The sequence below is a fragment of the Desulfuromusa kysingii genome (assembly GCF_900107645.1).
Classification (GTDB): Bacteria; Desulfobacterota; Desulfuromonadia; order Desulfuromonadales; family Geopsychrobacteraceae; genus Desulfuromusa; species Desulfuromusa kysingii.
The window spans coordinates 103,869-120,096 of sequence record NZ_FNQN01000002.1 but is presented as its reverse complement, the minus strand read 5'-3'; the positions used below and the strand labels follow the sequence as shown (position 1 = coordinate 120,096).

The 16,228-nt window shown below is 48.7% G+C and carries 15 protein-coding genes and 2 tRNA genes; all 17 read left to right on the top strand.

All coding sequences use genetic code 11. From position 1 onward, the window contains the following. Nucleotides 1-26 precede the first annotated feature (26 nt). Nucleotides 27-2,114: an LPS-assembly protein LptD gene (locus BLU87_RS03685; protein WP_092344848.1), complete on the top strand. Its 2,088-nt coding sequence runs from the start codon at nt 27-29 to the stop codon at nt 2,112-2,114. Nucleotides 2,115-2,246: 132 nt separating this feature from the next. After that, nucleotides 2,247-2,498 (top strand): FtsB family cell division protein, encoded by a 252-nt coding sequence (locus tag BLU87_RS03680; protein WP_092344846.1) that lies wholly within the window; start codon nt 2,247-2,249, stop codon nt 2,496-2,498. A 5-nt stretch (nt 2,499-2,503) separates the two neighbouring features. Then, nucleotides 2,504-4,165: an arginine--tRNA ligase gene (argS, locus tag BLU87_RS03675; RefSeq protein WP_092344844.1), complete on the top strand. Its 1,662-nt coding sequence runs from the start codon at nt 2,504-2,506 to the stop codon at nt 4,163-4,165. A gap of 17 nt (nt 4,166-4,182) precedes the next feature. After that, complete coding sequence (locus BLU87_RS03670; protein ID WP_092344842.1) at nt 4,183-4,926, top strand: SPOR domain-containing protein; 744 nt, start codon at nt 4,183-4,185, stop codon at nt 4,924-4,926. 77 nt (nt 4,927-5,003) lie between these two features. After that, nucleotides 5,004-5,080 (top strand) — tRNA-Met (locus tag BLU87_RS03665). Between the two features lie 35 nt (nt 5,081-5,115). Continuing rightward, a tRNA-Met gene (locus BLU87_RS03660) sits at nt 5,116-5,192 on the top strand. A gap of 103 nt (nt 5,193-5,295) precedes the next feature. Next, nucleotides 5,296-6,648 carry a tRNA lysidine(34) synthetase TilS gene (gene tilS / locus BLU87_RS03655; protein WP_175498255.1) on the top strand — a complete coding sequence of 451 codons (1,353 nt, stop codon included), beginning with the start codon at nt 5,296-5,298 and terminating at the stop codon, nt 6,646-6,648. Between the two features lie 129 nt (nt 6,649-6,777). Then, nucleotides 6,778-8,751: an ATP-dependent zinc metalloprotease FtsH gene (ftsH, locus tag BLU87_RS03650; RefSeq protein ID WP_092344838.1), complete on the top strand. Its 1,974-nt coding sequence runs from the start codon at nt 6,778-6,780 to the stop codon at nt 8,749-8,751. 20 nt (nt 8,752-8,771) lie between these two features. Continuing rightward, entirely contained in the window at nt 8,772-9,608 is an 837-nt protein-coding gene (gene folP, locus BLU87_RS03645; RefSeq protein WP_139167454.1) for a dihydropteroate synthase, read from the top strand. A gap of 100 nt (nt 9,609-9,708) precedes the next feature. Next, on the top strand, nt 9,709-10,506 hold the full coding sequence (gene cdaA / locus BLU87_RS03640) for a diadenylate cyclase CdaA (protein ID WP_092344836.1): 798 nt from the start codon (nt 9,709-9,711) through the stop codon (nt 10,504-10,506). A 4-nt stretch (nt 10,507-10,510) separates the two neighbouring features. Further along, nucleotides 10,511-11,224, top strand: a complete 714-nt coding sequence (locus tag BLU87_RS03635) for a CdaR family protein (RefSeq protein WP_092344834.1) — start codon at nt 10,511-10,513, stop codon at nt 11,222-11,224. A gap of 2 nt (nt 11,225-11,226) precedes the next feature. Next, a complete protein-coding gene (glmM, locus tag BLU87_RS03630; protein ID WP_092344832.1) occupies nt 11,227-12,585 on the top strand; it encodes a phosphoglucosamine mutase in 1,359 nt (452 codons plus the stop codon). A 24-nt stretch (nt 12,586-12,609) separates the two neighbouring features. Further along, nucleotides 12,610-13,326, top strand: coding sequence for a pyridoxine 5'-phosphate synthase (locus tag BLU87_RS03625; protein ID WP_092344830.1), 717 nt, complete (start codon nt 12,610-12,612; stop codon nt 13,324-13,326). A 2-nt stretch (nt 13,327-13,328) separates the two neighbouring features. Beyond that, the gene (gene acpS, locus BLU87_RS03620) at nt 13,329-13,706 is read left to right on the top strand and encodes a holo-ACP synthase (protein ID WP_092344828.1); all 378 of its coding nucleotides are present in this window, start codon (nt 13,329-13,331) and stop codon (nt 13,704-13,706) included. Beyond that, nucleotides 13,703-15,256 carry an NAD(P)H-hydrate dehydratase gene (locus BLU87_RS03615; RefSeq protein WP_092344826.1) on the top strand — a complete coding sequence of 518 codons (1,554 nt, stop codon included), beginning with the start codon at nt 13,703-13,705 and terminating at the stop codon, nt 15,254-15,256. The genes acpS and BLU87_RS03615 overlap by 4 nt, the downstream gene beginning before the upstream one ends. 2 nt (nt 15,257-15,258) lie before the next feature. After that, nucleotides 15,259-15,708, top strand: coding sequence for a CBS domain-containing protein (locus BLU87_RS03610; protein WP_092344824.1), 450 nt, complete (start codon nt 15,259-15,261; stop codon nt 15,706-15,708). A gap of 1 nt (nt 15,709) precedes the next feature. Then, nucleotides 15,710-16,195, top strand: a complete 486-nt coding sequence (gene tsaE, locus BLU87_RS03605; RefSeq protein ID WP_245706361.1) for a tRNA (adenosine(37)-N6)-threonylcarbamoyltransferase complex ATPase subunit type 1 TsaE — start codon at nt 15,710-15,712, stop codon at nt 16,193-16,195. The last annotated feature ends 33 nt before the right edge of the window (nt 16,196-16,228 follow it).

The following is a 16,228-nucleotide window of genomic DNA, read 5'->3' as shown; positions in this document are numbered from 1 at the left end:
ATTCTGTTGCTTCTGGTTCGTGTGAAATGGCTGAAAAAGGTCTTTATAAAATTATGTGGTTACGGTCTCTTCTCCTTATTATTCTTATCAGTCATGCTTCCTTGGTTCTGGCTGCCGATTGGAAGCAGGTTGGTGAGTCCGATTTGCCTGTTCAGCTGGAGGCAGATCAGTTGAGTTACAACAAAGACACCGGGCTCTATCATGCTAGCGGCGATGTTAAGTTGATTCAGGGGGAGCTTGATGTTCGTAGCCAGGTCCTGGAATGGAACCAAATCAACGGGGACCTTATGGCTGAAGGAGATGTCCGACTCATTTCGCCGGATGAAGAGCTCTCCGGGAGTAAAGTTCGCTATAACTTGCAGCAAGAAACTGGAACGATTGAGAATGGACACTTCTTTCTGCGAGATCAAAACCTGCACGTATATGGGCAGACCATCGAACGTCGCGGTGAACTTGATTATCTGGTTAAGAAGGGGACTTTCACAACCTGTGATGGCGACGTTCCTGCGTGGAAGTTTGGAGCCAGCCACCTCGATGTGACTCTAGGTGGATACGCCCGGGCCCGCAATACGATTTTCTACCTCAAAAATGTTCCGACCCTTTACTTCCCCTACATGATCTATCCAGCAAAAACCGATCGGGAATCGGGGCTGTTGATTCCGGGGATTGGTTATTCTGATAAGCGTGGGTTTCAATATAGCAGCGCCTACTATCAGGTTTTAGGGATTAATCAGGACGCGACCCTCTACCTTGATTATCTCTCGGAGATGGGGATTGGTAAGGGTCTGGAATATCGTTATATCTTTGGCAATAATAATGCTGGCGAAGCGCGTGTATATCATATGAATGTCGATAAGGTCGACGGCGAAGAGGTTGACGAAGAGCGCTACGCTGTTGAGTGGCAGCATGATGGCACGTTGCCTGGTGGCGTCCGCATGGTCGCGGATGTTGAGTATGTCAATGATGATGAATACTTTGAAGATTTCGGTACGGTGGCAGAAGAGTATAATAAAGAGAGCGTCGAGTCTCTTTTCTATCTCAGCAAGAGTTGGGGAAAGTATAGTCTTCTGGGACAATTGAAATACACGAAAGACCTTGAGGATGATGATGACACCACGTTGCAACTGTTGCCAAGGATCTCTTTTGATGTCACCCGGCAACGGATAGCCAACTCTGCCTTTTATTATGCTCTGGATACGGAATATAGTAACTTTTGGCGACAGGAGGGGGTAACCGGGGAGCGCTTGATGGTTAAACCTCTTCTGGCCGCAAGTTTCCAACCCTGGGATGTCATCGGCGTGACTCCGGAACTCTCCTACCGTGAACGCCTCTATTGGAATATCAGTGATGATTCCGATTCTGACAATGAAGGGATCGTCGAGTTCAGTACCCGTTTCAGTACCCGGATGCAGAGAATTTATGATCAACCCTTTGGTTTCTCTGGAAAGCTCAAGCACTCGCTCGAGCCAGAGGTGGTCTATAGCTATATCCCTGAGGTTGATCAGGATGACCTGCCTTATTTTGATCAATACGATGATATCGATGAAGAGAATCAGGTGGAGCTTGCCCTTGTGCAGCGTTTCACCACGCGTACCGAAGGGGCCAATGGGAAGACAGCGTACCGTCAATTTCTCTATTTACGCTTATCGCAGACCTACGATTTGACCAGTGAGGCCAGCGGGCAGAGATTTCAAGATTTGCGCCTGCAAATGACGCTGTTGCCATCGGATTGGTTCTCTTTGTCTACCGATACAACCCTCGACGTCGATAGTGGTGATTGGACTGATATCGCGGTCACGGCGAAGGTTCAGGACAAGGAAGAGAACTCATTGCGAATTGAATACAGTTACGATTCTGAAGATGAGATCGATTACGGTTTAATTGACCTGAGTGTCGCCTTTTTGAAGCCTGTTTACCTGATTTATCAGCAACGTTATGATTATGCCACTGACGAACAGCTGGAGCAGGTTGTCGGGATCGAATATCGGCAGCAGTGCTGGAGTGCCCAACTCTCTTATCGGGACAATGAGGGCGACCGTTCAGTCATGTTAGTGTTTACCATGAACGGCATCGGTTCCGTCGGCAATATCAGTGGTAGTCTGGGTGGCAGCTGATATGTCCCTTAGGGTTGATGTGGCCGCTGGTTCTTTCCTTCTGCGAGGTACTGTTTGACTTCTCCACGCAAATCGATAACTCCCGGTCGAAAAAATCTATTCACACTCTGTTTGCTTGTGGTTATTGTGCTGATGTTCGCTTATGCTGTATTTGGTAGCCGTGGCGTACTGAGAATTTTTCAGGCGGAGCAGCAGAAACAGGATTTGCAGCAGCAACTGGTCGAATTACAACAGCAACAACAACAGCTCCGTAATAAAATTGAACGCTTACAAAAAGATAAAACCTATTGGGAGCAATTGGCCCGAACAAAACTTGGAATGGTCCGTGAGGGTGAGCTTATTTACCATCTTCCAGACGACGATGCAGAAGAAAAGAGGCAGTAAAAAAGATGAAAGAACAATTACGGCTGGCACTGTTGTCAGCTTTGAAACAATGCTATGTGGACGGTTCTCTAACCTCGGGTGAATTGCCAGAAGAAGTGCAATTGGAAATCCCCAAAAATTCAGATCATGGAGATTTTTCTACTAACCTTGCCATGACCTTGGCTAAGCCGGAGAAGATGGCTCCCCGCAAGATTGCAGAGGCTCTGGTTGCGGTGCTACAGGGGAATCCTTTGTGCGATAAGATTGAGATCGCTGGTCCTGGTTTTATAAATTTTCGTCTGACTGCCACCTGTTGGTATGATGTCCTGGATCAGATTTTTGCTCAAGGTTGTGATTACGGTCATAGCACGATTGGTCATGGGACCAAGATCCAGGTTGAGTTCGTCAGTGCTAACCCCACTGGCCCTTTGCATATCGGTCATGGACGTGGGGCGGTTGTCGGTGACGCTGTCGCTGCGGTGTTGCAGGCTGCAGGCTTCGAAGTTCAACGTGAATATTATGTCAACGACGCAGGGAATCAGGTTGTGACTCTTGGTCGCTCAATCTTATTACGCTTAAGAGAGTTACAGGGTGAAAAAATAGATTTCCCTGAAGACGGTTATCAGGCCGAGTATATCGTCGATCTGGCCTCTAAGTTTCGCTCCGAGGTTGGCGAACTGAACAATCTCTCCGAGGATGAGGCAATCCAATCCTGTGCCCGTTTTGGAGTGACAGAAATTCTTAAATGGATTGAAGCCGATCTACAAAAATTCGGCATCAAATTTGATCATTGGTACAGTGAAAAAAATCTTTATGATCAAGGGATGGTTGACCGGCAACTTGATGAATTGAAACAAAAAGGGCTCTCTTTTGAACAGGATAATGCTCTTTGGTTACGTACCACAGCTTTTGGCGATGACAAAGATCGGGTGTTGATTAAATCCGATGGCAGTTACACCTATTTTGCCTCCGATGTTGCATATCATATGGAGAAGTTTGACCGTGGCTTTAATCGCGTTATCGATGTTTGGGGGGCAGATCACCACGGTTATATTCCTCGCATGAAAGCGATGCTCACAGGTCTGGGACACCCTCCTGAAGACCTTGAGGTGTTGTTGATCCAGATGGTCAATCTGCTGCGTGATGGTAAACCGTATATCATGGGGAAAAGATCTGGGAATTTTATCACCCTAAGAGATGTTATCGATGAGGTCGGTCGTGACGCTTGTCGCTTCTTTTTCTTGATGCGTCGCTGTGATAGCCAACTGGACTTTGATTTGGAGCTGGCCAAACAACAAAGCAGCGACAATCCGGTATACTATGTCCAATATGCCCACGCTCGCGTTTGTAGTATTAACCGCAACGCAGAAGAGGCGGGGACAAAACAACTGCAACCCAAAGATGTTGATTACAGCTGTTTAAAGTTGGCTGATGAGTTGGCTCTGGTGAAGCAATTGGCCCGTTATCCCGAGACTATTGTGGGAGCCGCTTTGGGGTATGAACCACATCGGATCGTTTTTTACCTTCAAGATCTTGCTGCGCAGTTCCACAGTTACTATAATCGTCATCGGGTGCTGGTTGATGACCCGGCTACGACCCAAGCCAGACTCTGTCTGGCGAATGCGGTGCGGATTGTTTTAGCCAACGCATTGCGGTTACTTGGCCTCTCAGCGCCAGAACGCATGTAGATAAAAAAGGGGAAAAAATGAAAGGGACGTCGAAAACAAGGACGCAACGACGGATGGAGAAACGTCAGGCCGTTATTCTGTTAGTGTTAGTGCTTGCCGTTTCACTGGCCAGTTTTACTCTCGGGGTGATCGTCGGGCGACGAGGTGCGGAGCGGGATCTGACGCAGAAGTATCAACAAGCGGAAAGAGTTCTGGTCGCACATGCACCTGTCCCCATTGTGGAACCAGCGGCAGAGCCAGATAGGGCCAAAGCCGTCGATGTCCCCGAAACTGAAGTTGTCGCAGATGAACCCAAACTGAGCTTCTACGATGATCTTGAAAAAGAGACCGTACCTCTAGGGAGCGGGATTAACCTGGAGCCGATTGAAAAGATTCAAGCAGCGGAAACGACTCAGCCGCCTATTGATCTTCCGGATCAGCCTATTGTTACAAAATCATCGCCGAAAGTTGCAGTATCTACAACTGTCAAGAAGCAAAATAAACCAGCTGCGGTGGTTGCTGATAGGTTGCCAAAGGCCACCGTCGGTGGCAGCCATGCCGTGCAGATGGGGTCTTTTGGGGCTCCCGGAGATGCTATCGCCTTAAAGCAAAAAATGGTGGACAAAGGATATCCCGCATTTGTGGTAGAGGCGGATCTCGGCACGAAAGGGTTATGGTATCGGGTGCGAATTGGTCCGTATGCGGATGCTGAAACAGCTGTAAAGGCGCAAGAATATCTGCAAGAAAAAGATAAAATCAAAGGTTTTATCACCCGCCAGTAAAAGAAAAAAAAGGGAAAAAGTGGTGGATTTTTCACTTGACTTTTTCAGTCTGGAAGACTATTTTCCAGTGCTCGTGTCGCGGGATGGAGCAGTCTGGTAGCTCGTCGGGCTCATAACCCGAAGGTCGGGGGTTCAAATCCCTCTCCCGCAACCAAAGTTAATTCCCTCCTCGGAGGTTTAGATAGATCAGGCGGTGTAGCTCAGTTGGTTAGAGCATGCGGCTCATATCCGCAGTGTCCGGAGTTCGAATCTCTGCACCGCCACCATTTGCAAGCCTTTCCCACTATCGGGGAAGGCTTTTTTTGTTTATAGTCAGCGAGTCCGGTTTTGGCTTTGGTGCGAAGATAGATGACCCATGGTTGTTTTTATATGAAACTTTCCCCTTTAGAGCAGTCTATTCTTGATTCTTTTCCCGTGGGGGCCAAGCAGCTTTTGGTTGCGGTCTCGGGCGGTGTTGATTCTGTGACGCTGCTGTATGCCTTAACCCGACTATCTGCAACCCTTAACGTCTCTTTGCATGCTGCCCATCTTGACCATCAAATCCGTCAAGAAAGTGCTGCGGATGCGGTTTTTGTGCGCGACCTTTGTGCACAGTGGAATGTCCCTTGTGATGTTGAGTCCTGTGCGGTTGCGGATCTGGCTCAGCAACGCAAATTGAGTGTTGAGATGGCGGGACGACAAGCTCGTCGGGAGTTTTTGCAGCGGCTTGCCGTTGAGGTTGATGCGGATGCCATTAGCCTTGCCCATCATCAGGACGACCAGGTGGAAACCTTTATGCTACGGCTCCTGCGCGGTAGTGGCCAGAGTGGTCTAGCTTCTATGCGTGTTTGTCAGGCAATTTGGTGGCGACCTTTATTGGGATGTTCTCGTGAGCAAATCCTTGCTTATGCTCAGCAACATGGTCTCCCCTGGGTTGAAGATCAGAGTAATAAGAATCCCAAGTATTTACGCAACCAGTTGCGGCATGAGTTGATTCCGCAAATGCTGAAGATTAATCCCAGCTTCAAGACACAGATCGCTGGGTTGACGCAGAGGATTCAAGTTGAAGAAGATTATTGGCAAGAGCAGGTTGTGCGGCAGGTGAATGAACTTGCACTGCCTTGCGCTGATGGTCTGCGCTTGGGTCGGGATGCTTTGTTGGCATTGCATCCCGCTCTCCGTGTCCGAACCTTGCGCGAAGCGCTCCAGCAGGTTCGCGGTGATCTGCAACGAATTGAGGCGATCCATTTGCAGGCGATTGAAGCCCTCCTGTCGGGAATCAAGAGTCAAGCGCAACTCAATCTCCCCGGTTGTTGGGTAGCGCGACGTTATGATGCTCTCTGGTTTCGGGCCACGGCGCCTGAGTTGCCGTCCCCTTTCAATCTGCCTCTCCCCCTTTCTGGTGAGCTTGAACTTCCAGATGGGCGGGTGTTGCGAACCTCAACGCAGGATGAGTTGGAGGGGGAATCAGCGTGGGTGACGGAATATTCTTTAGCTGCATTGTCGCAACCGCTGCGGGTTCGTAGTTGGCTCCCTGGGGACCGGTTTGTGCCATCTGGAATGTTTGGCCATAAGAAACTGAAAAGTTTTTTTTCGGATAATCAAATTGAAATCGAAGCGCGATTAACGATGCCACTTCTGGTTTGTGGGGATACAATTCTGTGGGTAGTTGGAGCGCGCCGCTCCGGTTGTGCGGTTGCAGGGCAGGGTCAGGGGAAAGTTCTGCGTGTTGAACTGATTTGACGGGTGAAAAAGGGACAAAAGGGTTGTAGGCTGATGTTCTTTTATGGTAATTTTTTCAGCTAGTTTTAGATAATTTTTGGTGCTCGAATGCAGCGTAATAATTAATCAAATAACTCCATAGGGGGTCTTGTGAGCCAATTTCAAAAAAATTTAGCGTTATGGCTGGTCATTTCACTGTTGATGATCATGCTTTTCAATATGATGACTCAGAAAGATACTGAGCAAAAGAAACTCAATTATACCGAGTTTCTCAGTGCCGTTGATTCGGGGCAGGTCGCCAGTATTACCTTTCAGGGGAATCAAGTCTCTGGGGTCCTCGCTGATGGCGGCAAGTTCCAGACATATGCACCTATGGATGATCAGCTGATTCCTGAGTTGAAAGCTAAGGGGGTCGTTCTTGAAGCCAAACCAGTCGATGATCAAGGTTTTTGGTTTACCTTGTTGATCTCCTGGGGACCAATATTATTGCTGATTGCAGTTTGGATCTTCTTCATGCGCCAGATGCAGGGAGGCGGTGGTAAGGCGATGAGTTTCGGTAAAAGCAAAGCAAAACTGCTGACCGATACTCAGGGGCTGGTGACGTTCAAAGACGTTGCTGGCGTCGACGAAGCCAAGCAGGAACTGGAAGAAGTTGTCGAATTCTTGAAAGACCCCAAAAAATTCACCAAACTGGGTGGGAAAATACCTAAAGGTGTTCTTCTGGTTGGTTCACCAGGGACGGGTAAAACCCTTTTGGCACGTTCTGTTGCCGGCGAAGCTGGGGTTCCATTTTTTACTATTTCCGGCTCGGATTTCGTCGAAATGTTTGTCGGCGTTGGTGCTAGTCGTGTTCGTGACCTGTTTCTTCAAGGGAAGAAAAACGCTCCCTGTATCATTTTTATAGATGAGATTGATGCCGTTGGTCGTCATCGTGGCGCGGGTCTTGGCGGTGGACATGACGAGCGCGAGCAAACATTGAACCAATTACTGGTGGAAATGGACGGTTTTGAATCAAACGAGGGTGTCATTTTGGTGGCGGCAACAAACCGTCCAGATGTCTTGGACCCGGCGTTGTTGCGTCCAGGTCGTTTCGACCGACAAGTGATGGTGCCTCGACCAGATATTAAAGGTCGGCATAAAATTTTGATGGTTCATTCCCGTAAGGTTCCCATGTCGGAGGATGTGAATCTTGAGGTGATTGCTAAGGCGACACCGGGTTTCTCTGGTGCTGATCTGGCGAACCTGATTAATGAAGCGGCACTTTTGGCGGCTCGATCCAATAAGGCCACTGTCGAGAAGGACGATTTTGAGGCGGCCAAGGATAAAGTTCTCATGGGAGCCGAACGGCGCTCAATGGTGATAACTGAAGAAGAGAAAAAGGTGACAGCCTACCATGAAGCTGGTCATGCTTTGGTCTCTTTGTTGACCCCAGGATCAGATCCTGTTCACAAAGTGTCAATTATCCCACGTGGTCGTGCCATGGGGGTTACAATGTATCTTCCTACAGAAGAAAAATACAGTGAGACAGCTAAAGGGTTGAATATCCGGATCCGCTCATTGTTAGGTGGTCGTATTGCTGAAGAGATAACTTTTGAGTCGGTGACCAGTGGCGCCAGTAACGATCTTGAACGGGTGACGACTATTGCCCGGAAGATGGTTTGCGAATGGGGCATGAGCGAGAAGATCGGCCCGATGGCATTTGGTGAAAAAGAGGGCGGAGAAGTCTTCCTTGGGCGCGATATGGGACATGTTAAAAATTATAGTGAAGCAACTGCAGTCGACATCGATAATGAAATTCGCCGCATTGTCAACGACAACTATCAAGCAACACGGAAGCTACTCAAAGAGAACCAAAAACAGCTGATCGCTTTATCAGAGCTCTTGTTAGAAAAAGAAACGTTGGACAGTGCTGAAATTCTCGATGTTGTTTTTCCTGATGGATGGCCTGACTATTTAGCACCTAAAGTTGCTGAATCTGCACCTGAAGAGCCCCCAAAAGAGAATGATTCTAGTTCTGCACACTCTGCGGCTGATAGCAATAGCGTCAATGGAGAAGCGACCAAGGTGAATGATGAGGTTGCACCCGTTGTAGAACCCAAAGAGGGAGAAAATCCGGAATCTTGACGGCCGCTAACAGAGAAAAAATGTTTGGTCGAAACTGTCACCTTGACTTGAGTCGCCCCTGTATTATGGGGATCTTGAACGTGACCCCTGACTCTTTTTCTGACGGTGGTCAGTTTTTGAACACGGATGTGGCCGTCCAACAGGGATTGATGATGCAGCAGGAGGGAGCTGCAATCCTGGACATTGGTGGAGAGAGCACCAAGCCAGGGTCTCTCCCTGTTTCAGCTGATGAGGAATTGGCAAGAGTTCTACCGGTCATAAAAGCACTCCGCAACAGGACAGACTTGCCCCTCTCCATTGATACCAACAAGGCTCTGGTCGCACGTGAAGCGGTGTCTTGCGGGGTTGATTTTATTAATGATATCAGTGGGCTGACTTTTGACCCAGAGATGGCCACGGTCGCGGCTGAAACCGGGGCCGGCTTGTTTCTGATGCATACAAGTGGTCGACCGGAATTAATGCAGCAGTTAACCGCTTACTCTGATCTGCTGGCAGAGGTGATTGAAGGTCTAAGCAAGAGTGTTGATCTTGCTTTGCAAGCGGGTATTGCCGCTGATCGAATTGCCATTGATCCCGGCATCGGTTTTGGTAAGACGGCGGTTGGAAATGTTGAACTGCTTCACCATGTCGATAAGTTTAACAGCTTGGGTTATCCCGTATTATTGGGGACCTCAAGAAAGAGTTTCATCGGCCGGATTCTAAATCAGGACAATCCTCAGGAAAGGCTTTTTGGGACTTTGGCCACGATTGTTTCGGCTGTAGCTGCCGGAGTTCAAATCTTTCGCGTTCATGACGTCCGGCCTGCGCAGGAAGCAGCTCTCGTTGCCTGGGCCATTCGGGAACAGAGGCTCCCATAAGGTTTTGACACTCTTGGAGTTGGTTTTAATCAATTGTTCAGTATACTTCTATTTATTCGTTGTTTGACCCTATCCCGATAGACTTCTTGCGGTGGCTGCAATGTTAGATGTTTTTGTAAATATTCGCTTACTCGATATTCTCGACATCAGCATTGTTGCTTTTATCATCTACCGAACCATTCTTCTTATCAAGGGAACCCGTGCAGTTCAAATGCTGCTTGGCCTAGCTGTTGTGCTCGCCGTTTATATGGCTTCTCGCATCGGTGATCTGCACACCCTCAATTGGTTTCTGAATAATTTTCTCTCATCAATCATCCTTGTCATAGTGGTTATTTTTCAGAATGATATCCGTAGAGCGCTGATGCATGTTGGTAGTAACCCCTTTTTGGGGGGGATGAATGCCGATGAAGAATTAGTTGTCATCGATGAACTGGTGAAGGCCTGTGGTGCTCTCGGCAGTCGAAAGATTGGTGCTCTCATTGCGATTGAGCGGGAGAACGGGATAAAAGATATTCTAGAGTCTGGGACCACAATTGATGCACGGGTCACATGTGAACTGATTCGCGCAATCTTTATGCCTTCTTCTCCTATCCATGATGGTGCCTTGGTCGTGCAACAGGGACGGTTGGAAATGGCCGGCTGTTTCTTGCCCTTAAGTCGGGGACTTGATTTGACTAAGGATCTTGGTACCCGACACCGTGCCGCGCTTGGTTTGACTGAATTATCAGACGCAGTGGCGATAGTTGTTTCAGAAGAGACCGGAAATATCTCGGTTGCTGTTAATGGTGGTATGACCCGCAATCTCGATGCTGTCAGTTTGAAAAAAGTCCTTGGCCGTTTGCTTGAGCCACGTAAAGCAAAATTGAAGAAAAGAAAACAAGCGAAGAAGAAAGGGTAGTTTGATGTTCAAATTGTTGACTGAAAATTGGACATTAAAAATAATTTCGCTGGTTTTTGCGGTGTTGTTGTGGGTGTTTATTATGGGCGAGCGGCAGCTTGAAGTTGGTTATCGGGTGCCCCTGGAGTTACAGAACATTCCTAAATCGCTGATGGTTGCCAATGAAATTCCGAGCATGGTCGATGTGCGGGTTAGCGGTCCGCGAACGTTGCAAATGAAGGCAAGTTCGAACGATATTAGTATTATTGTTGACCTTGCTGATTTACAACCAGGATTGACCACATTTAAACGTTTGGAAGAGAGGTTGAATCTGCCGAGTGGCTTACGTGTGACCCGGTTGTCACCCTCATTTATTGATCTGAAGTTGGAAAGGATCAAACAGAAGCGAGTTCCCGTCCGTGTTGTCATTAAGGGGGAGCCACTGCCTGGATTTGAGGTTGCAAGTATCAATTCGGTTCCTGATGCGGTGGCTATCGAAGGGGCCGAAACCGAACTTAAAAATGTCAATGAGGTGAAAACTGAGGACGTTGATCTGACTGGGGTGAATGAAGGGTTTTCTCTGATTGTTCCTCTGGTTCATCGTGGCACCTATACCCATTTTAAAGATGAAAAAACCACCGAGGTTCAAGTGGATATCCGGCCTGTCACCGTCCCGGCAGATGAGCTAGAGACTGCGGAGCCAGAAATTATACCAAAAGACCCGAAGGGGGGACATTGAACATGGATAAAAAACTATTTGGTACCGACGGTGTGAGAGGGGTTGCAAATATTGACCCGATGACCACTGAGATGGCGATGCAACTGGGCCGCGCAGCAGCTTTTGTTTTTAAAAACGGTGGGAAGCGCCGTCATCGTGTCGTTATCGGTAAGGATACCCGCTTATCCGGTTACATGATTGAAAATGCACTGGTTGCCGGGATTTGCTCCATGGGGGTTGATGTGTTGATCGTGGGGCCGTTACCAACCCCTGGGATTGCATTTTTAACCTCTTCAATGCGAGCTGATGCCGGGGTTGTGATCAGTGCCTCTCATAATCCCTATCAGGATAACGGGATTAAGTTCTTTTCAAGCACTGGATATAAACTTCAGGATGAGCTTGAATTAAAAATCGAGGATCTCATTATTAATCATCGTCTTGATGAGTTGCGACCTATCGCTGACGAAGTGGGAAAGGCGTACCGGATATCTGATGCTATCGGACGTTATATTGTCTTTCTAAAAAACACTTTTCCAAAAGATCTTGATCTAGAGGGCGTCAGGATTGTTCTCGATTGTGCTCATGGCGCAGGATATAAGGTTGCTCCGGCGGTTTTGACAGAGCTTGGTGCTGAAGTGATTCCTCTTGGGGTGAACCCTAACGGTATGAACATCAATGATGGCTGTGGATCAATGCACCCGGAGGTTATGGCTGAGAAGGTTTGCGAATATCGGGCAGATCTGGGGATTGCTCTGGATGGTGACGCCGATCGGGTTATTTTTGTCGATGAAAAGGGGCGTACGGTAGACGGCGATCACATTATGGCACTTTGTGGAACCGAGATGATCAAAGCGGGGAAATTAAAAAATAAAACGGTCGTGGCGACGGTTATGAGTAATATGGGTCTTGAAATCGCGATTAAAAAGGCCGGAGGTCAACTTGTCAGGACCGCCGTCGGCGATCGCTATGTTGTCGAGGAAATGCTTAAGGAAGGTTACAATCTTGGTGGTGAGCAGTCAGGGCACATGATTTTCCTTGATCATAATACTACGGGAGACGGCATTCTTTCGGCTTTGCAGGTTCTTGCAATCATCAAACGGAGTGGGGAAAAACTCTCCGAATTAGCGAAGGTGATGACTTCGTTGCCGCAAGTCTTGGTCAATGTGAAGGTGCGCAAGAAAGCTGAATTGCGTAAAATTAAACCGATTAAAGAGGTTATCGATACCATTGAAGCTGAGCTTGGAGAAAGTGGGCGGCTACTGGTTCGCTATTCTGGGACTGAAGCCTTGCTCAGGGTGATGATTGAAGGTGAAAATCAGAGCCAGATTGAATCCTTGGCACACAAGCTCGCTGCAGTGGTGCAGGAGCATCTGGGAGCATAAAACAGAGACACAGGAGTAGAGAGAGTGACTAAGTTAAGTATTAATGTTGATCATATAGCGACAATTCGTCAAGCCCGCGGCGTTTCTGAACCCGATCCTGTAGCGGCAGCTGTCTTGGCCGAATTAGCCGGGGCCGATGGCATTACCATCCATCTTCGCGAAGATCGTCGTCATATCCAGGACCGCGATGTTGAGGTGCTACGACAGACCATTAAAACACGGATGAATCTGGAAATGGCACTCACTGATGAGATGGTGGCTATTGCATTAAAGACACTTCCGGACTCAGTCACTCTCGTTCCTGAAGGACGCCATGAACTGACCACTGAGGGGGGGCTGGATGTCATTTCCATGCAAAGCAGCCTAAAGCAGAAAATCGCTTTGATGAAACAGGCGGGGATCATTGTCAGCCTGTTTATTGAGCCGAATGTTGAGCAGATTAAGGCCAGCCATAAGGTGGGAGCCGACTATATGGAGATCCATACCGGCATGTACTGTGAGGTGCAAACAGAGGTTGAGCGGCGAGAACAATTAGCGCGTATTGAACTGGCGATCAGTGCCGCCCGCAAACTCGGTCTCGGGATCAATGCCGGGCATGGGCTTGATTATCGGAATATTATTCCGGTCCTCGCTCTGAATGGGATTGAGGAGTTCAATATCGGCCACAGTATCGTTTCTCGGGCTTCTCTTGTGGGGATGGATAGGGCGGTACGTGAAATGCTGGCATTAGTGAAGGGGTAGCCTTGGCGATTGTTGGAATCGGAACAGATCTGGCCCGCAGCGAGAGATTCCGAAAGTTTCTCGATCCAGGCAATAAAGTTCTTGAGCGGATCTTCAGTGATGAAGAGCGTCGCTATGCGTTACAAAAACGTGATCCTGTTCCCCACTTGGCGGCCCGGTTTGCAGCCAAGGAGGCTTTTTTAAAAGCGTTGGGGACCGGCTTGCGGGATGGACTCGCTTGGCGACAGATTTGTGTTGTCCTTGATCCTCTGGGATGTCCCTCACTAGAACTCTTTGATCGGGCCGCGGAATTAATGGCACAGCGAGGAGCCAGTAAGGTTCATTTGAGTTACTCTCATGATGGTGACTATGCTGTTGCCACAGTGATTTTGGAGGGATGATGCGACTTTGTAATGCTCAAGAAATAATGGCTCTGGACCGACAGGCAATCAGGGGATTAGGGGTTCCCGGGGTGGTTTTGATGGAGAATGCCGGACGTTCCTGTTGCGATCAGTTTGAACAGGCCTTCAGCCGCTATTTTCCCGGTCCTGTGATGGTCGTTGCTGGTAAAGGTAATAATGGTGGCGATGGCTATGTCATGGCCCGGATTCTTGCCGAGCGTGGTTGGCAGGTCAGGACTCTGGTTCTGGGACAGGAAGCGTCGATCTCCGGTGATGCCAAGGTGATGTTGAACATCATCCGCAGGCTTGGGCTCCCGGTGGACTTTGTCGAAACTATTCCCGGATTGCAGAACTCTTTTACTTCAGAACCGGCTCTTATTATCGACGCAATCTTTGGGACCGGTTTGAATTCTGATGTCGTTGGCATCCAGGCCGCAGCTATAACCCACATCAATGAGTCTGCAGCAGTGGTTTTTGCTGTTGACATTCCCTCCGGAGTCGACAGTTCAACGGGGAAAATCTGTGGTTTAGCGGTGCAGGCAGCCCTGACGGTCACTTTCGATCATGCCAAGATTGGTCTTGCCAGTTATCCTGGTGCCGGCCAGGTCGGAGAACTGCAGGTTGTCGATATTGGCATCCCGCAAGCGGGTCGGGAAGATTTCTCGACCAACGTCCATCTGCTTGAGAAAGTAGAAGCTCAGGCGCTCCTCCCCGATCGTTCCTCCTCTGGTCATAAAGGGACTTTTGGGCACCTGTTGATCGTGGCTGGTTCTCCGGGGAAAACCGGTGCAGCGGTTCTCGCTGGAAGTGCGGCTGAACGTAGTGGTTGTGGATTGGTCACTGTTGCTGTGCCGGATGCAATTCATGATATTATTGAAGTCAAGCTGACCGAAGCTATGAGCTGTCCTCTGCCGTCGGTCGACGGTTTGATCTCTTTGCAGGCAGAGGTGCAAATTGAACAGCTTTTGACGCAGCGTCAGAGTTTGGCTATTGGTCCGGGATTGGGACAGAGTTCTGGGCTGTCGGATCTCATCAAGTCGTTGGTGAAGTCGGCGCCGGTCCCTATGATTATCGATGCTGATGGAATTAATTTGTTGGCGGGGCAACTGGAACCGCTGGGAGAACACCGTGAGCAGACCCTGATTCTGACTCCGCATCCGGGAGAGATGTCCCGATTAACCGGTTTGTCAGTCTCTGAAATTGAAGCAAATCGATTAGTGGTCGCCCAGGAATTTGCTGTCAAGCATGGGATTGTTTTATTGCTCAAAGGGGCGCGTACAGTTATTGCCGCCCCGGACGGTCGCGTCAACATTAATTCCACAGGCAATGATGGTCTTAGCAGTGGTGGCAACGGTGATGTCCTGACGGGGTTGATTGGTGGCTTGTTAGCCCAGGGGCTGGATGGTTTTTCGGCGGCCAGTCTAGGGGCTTGGCTCCATGGCCGTGCCGCAGAGTTGGTTGCTGCATCTCAGGGGACCGCGGGGATGATAGCTTCTGATTTGCTTTGTCAACTACCGGTTGCTCGGCAAGAACTGGTGAAAGGAGTCTGATCATGTTAACAGCACGGGATATAATGACAACTGAAATCGTCTCAGTTCGTTTAGATACTAGCTTGAAAGAGTTGGCGACAAAATTTTTCGAAACGCGTTTTAGCAATCTTCCGGTTCTTGATAACGATGGAAATCTTGTCGGTGTCATCAGCGAGACGGACTTGATAGAGCAGCATAAACCTCTCCATATTCCGACCGTCATGACTTTGTTTGACTGGGTCTTTTCATTTAGCAGTGAAAAAAGTTTTCAAGAAGAAGTGGATCGCGTGACTGCGACCACGGTTGGTGAATTATATAGTAAAGAACCGATAATCTGTTCTCCTGATGCGACTGTTCGTGAGTTGGCGACTTTGATGAGTGAACACAAGGTGCACTTATTGCCCGTTGTTGAGAATGGTAAAATGATTGGCTTGGTCGCTCGCCTTGATCTGATCCGGGCGATGGAGGACTGATTTGCGCTCGTTGTCAGTTGTTAGTGATGGGGAATCACAGACACTGAAGCTAGGGGAAACTCTAGGCCGACGCCTTCAAAAACCAACTCTCATCTTGTTGCAAGGGGATTTGGGGACAGGGAAATCGGTCTTTGCCCGTGGTGTCGCCCGCGGCTTGGGGGTTGATCCAGAAATCCCCATCACCAGCCCGACCTTCACTTTAATGAATCACTATCAGGCGCGACTCGATCTGTATCACTTTGACCTGTATCGTTTATCTGACCCTGATGAATTAATCGAGCTTGGTTTTGATGAATATGCTTACGGGACCGGCGTTGCTCTTGTCGAGTGGCCTGAAAAGCTCAATGATGCCGAAATTCCTGGATTGTGGGTGCAGTTGACACGGCTATCGGCAACTCAACGGGAGATATCCTTTCTCCTGCGAGGTGACAACAACTCTGAGTTGAAAAGTGCTTTGCAGGATCTCGGCGCTAATGTGATTAGGTGACCACTGAAATATATGGAGAAGAAGGTATAGAAT

Bases quoted from the DNA above. Each gene is read 5' to 3' on its own strand.
- cdaA (WP_092344836.1), top strand. From the start codon at position 9,709: ATGTTAGATGTTTTTGTAAATATTCGCTTACTCGATATTCTCGACATC.
- folP (WP_139167454.1), top strand. From the start codon at position 8,772: ATGTTTGGTCGAAACTGTCACCTTGACTTGAGTCGCCCCTGTATTATG.
- tilS (WP_175498255.1), top strand. From the start codon at position 5,296: ATGAAACTTTCCCCTTTAGAGCAGTCTATTCTTGATTCTTTTCCCGTG.
- BLU87_RS03635 (WP_092344834.1), top strand. From the start codon at position 10,511: ATGTTCAAATTGTTGACTGAAAATTGGACATTAAAAATAATTTCGCTG.
- BLU87_RS03615 (WP_092344826.1), top strand. From the start codon at position 13,703: ATGATGCGACTTTGTAATGCTCAAGAAATAATGGCTCTGGACCGACAG.
- glmM (WP_092344832.1), top strand. From the start codon at position 11,227: ATGGATAAAAAACTATTTGGTACCGACGGTGTGAGAGGGGTTGCAAAT.
- BLU87_RS03685 (WP_092344848.1), top strand. From the start codon at position 27: ATGGCTGAAAAAGGTCTTTATAAAATTATGTGGTTACGGTCTCTTCTC.
- BLU87_RS03670 (WP_092344842.1), top strand. From the start codon at position 4,183: ATGAAAGGGACGTCGAAAACAAGGACGCAACGACGGATGGAGAAACGT.
- BLU87_RS03610 (WP_092344824.1), top strand. From the start codon at position 15,259: ATGTTAACAGCACGGGATATAATGACAACTGAAATCGTCTCAGTTCGT.
- BLU87_RS03680 (WP_092344846.1), top strand. From the start codon at position 2,247: ATGTTCGCTTATGCTGTATTTGGTAGCCGTGGCGTACTGAGAATTTTT.
- argS (WP_092344844.1), top strand. From the start codon at position 2,504: ATGAAAGAACAATTACGGCTGGCACTGTTGTCAGCTTTGAAACAATGC.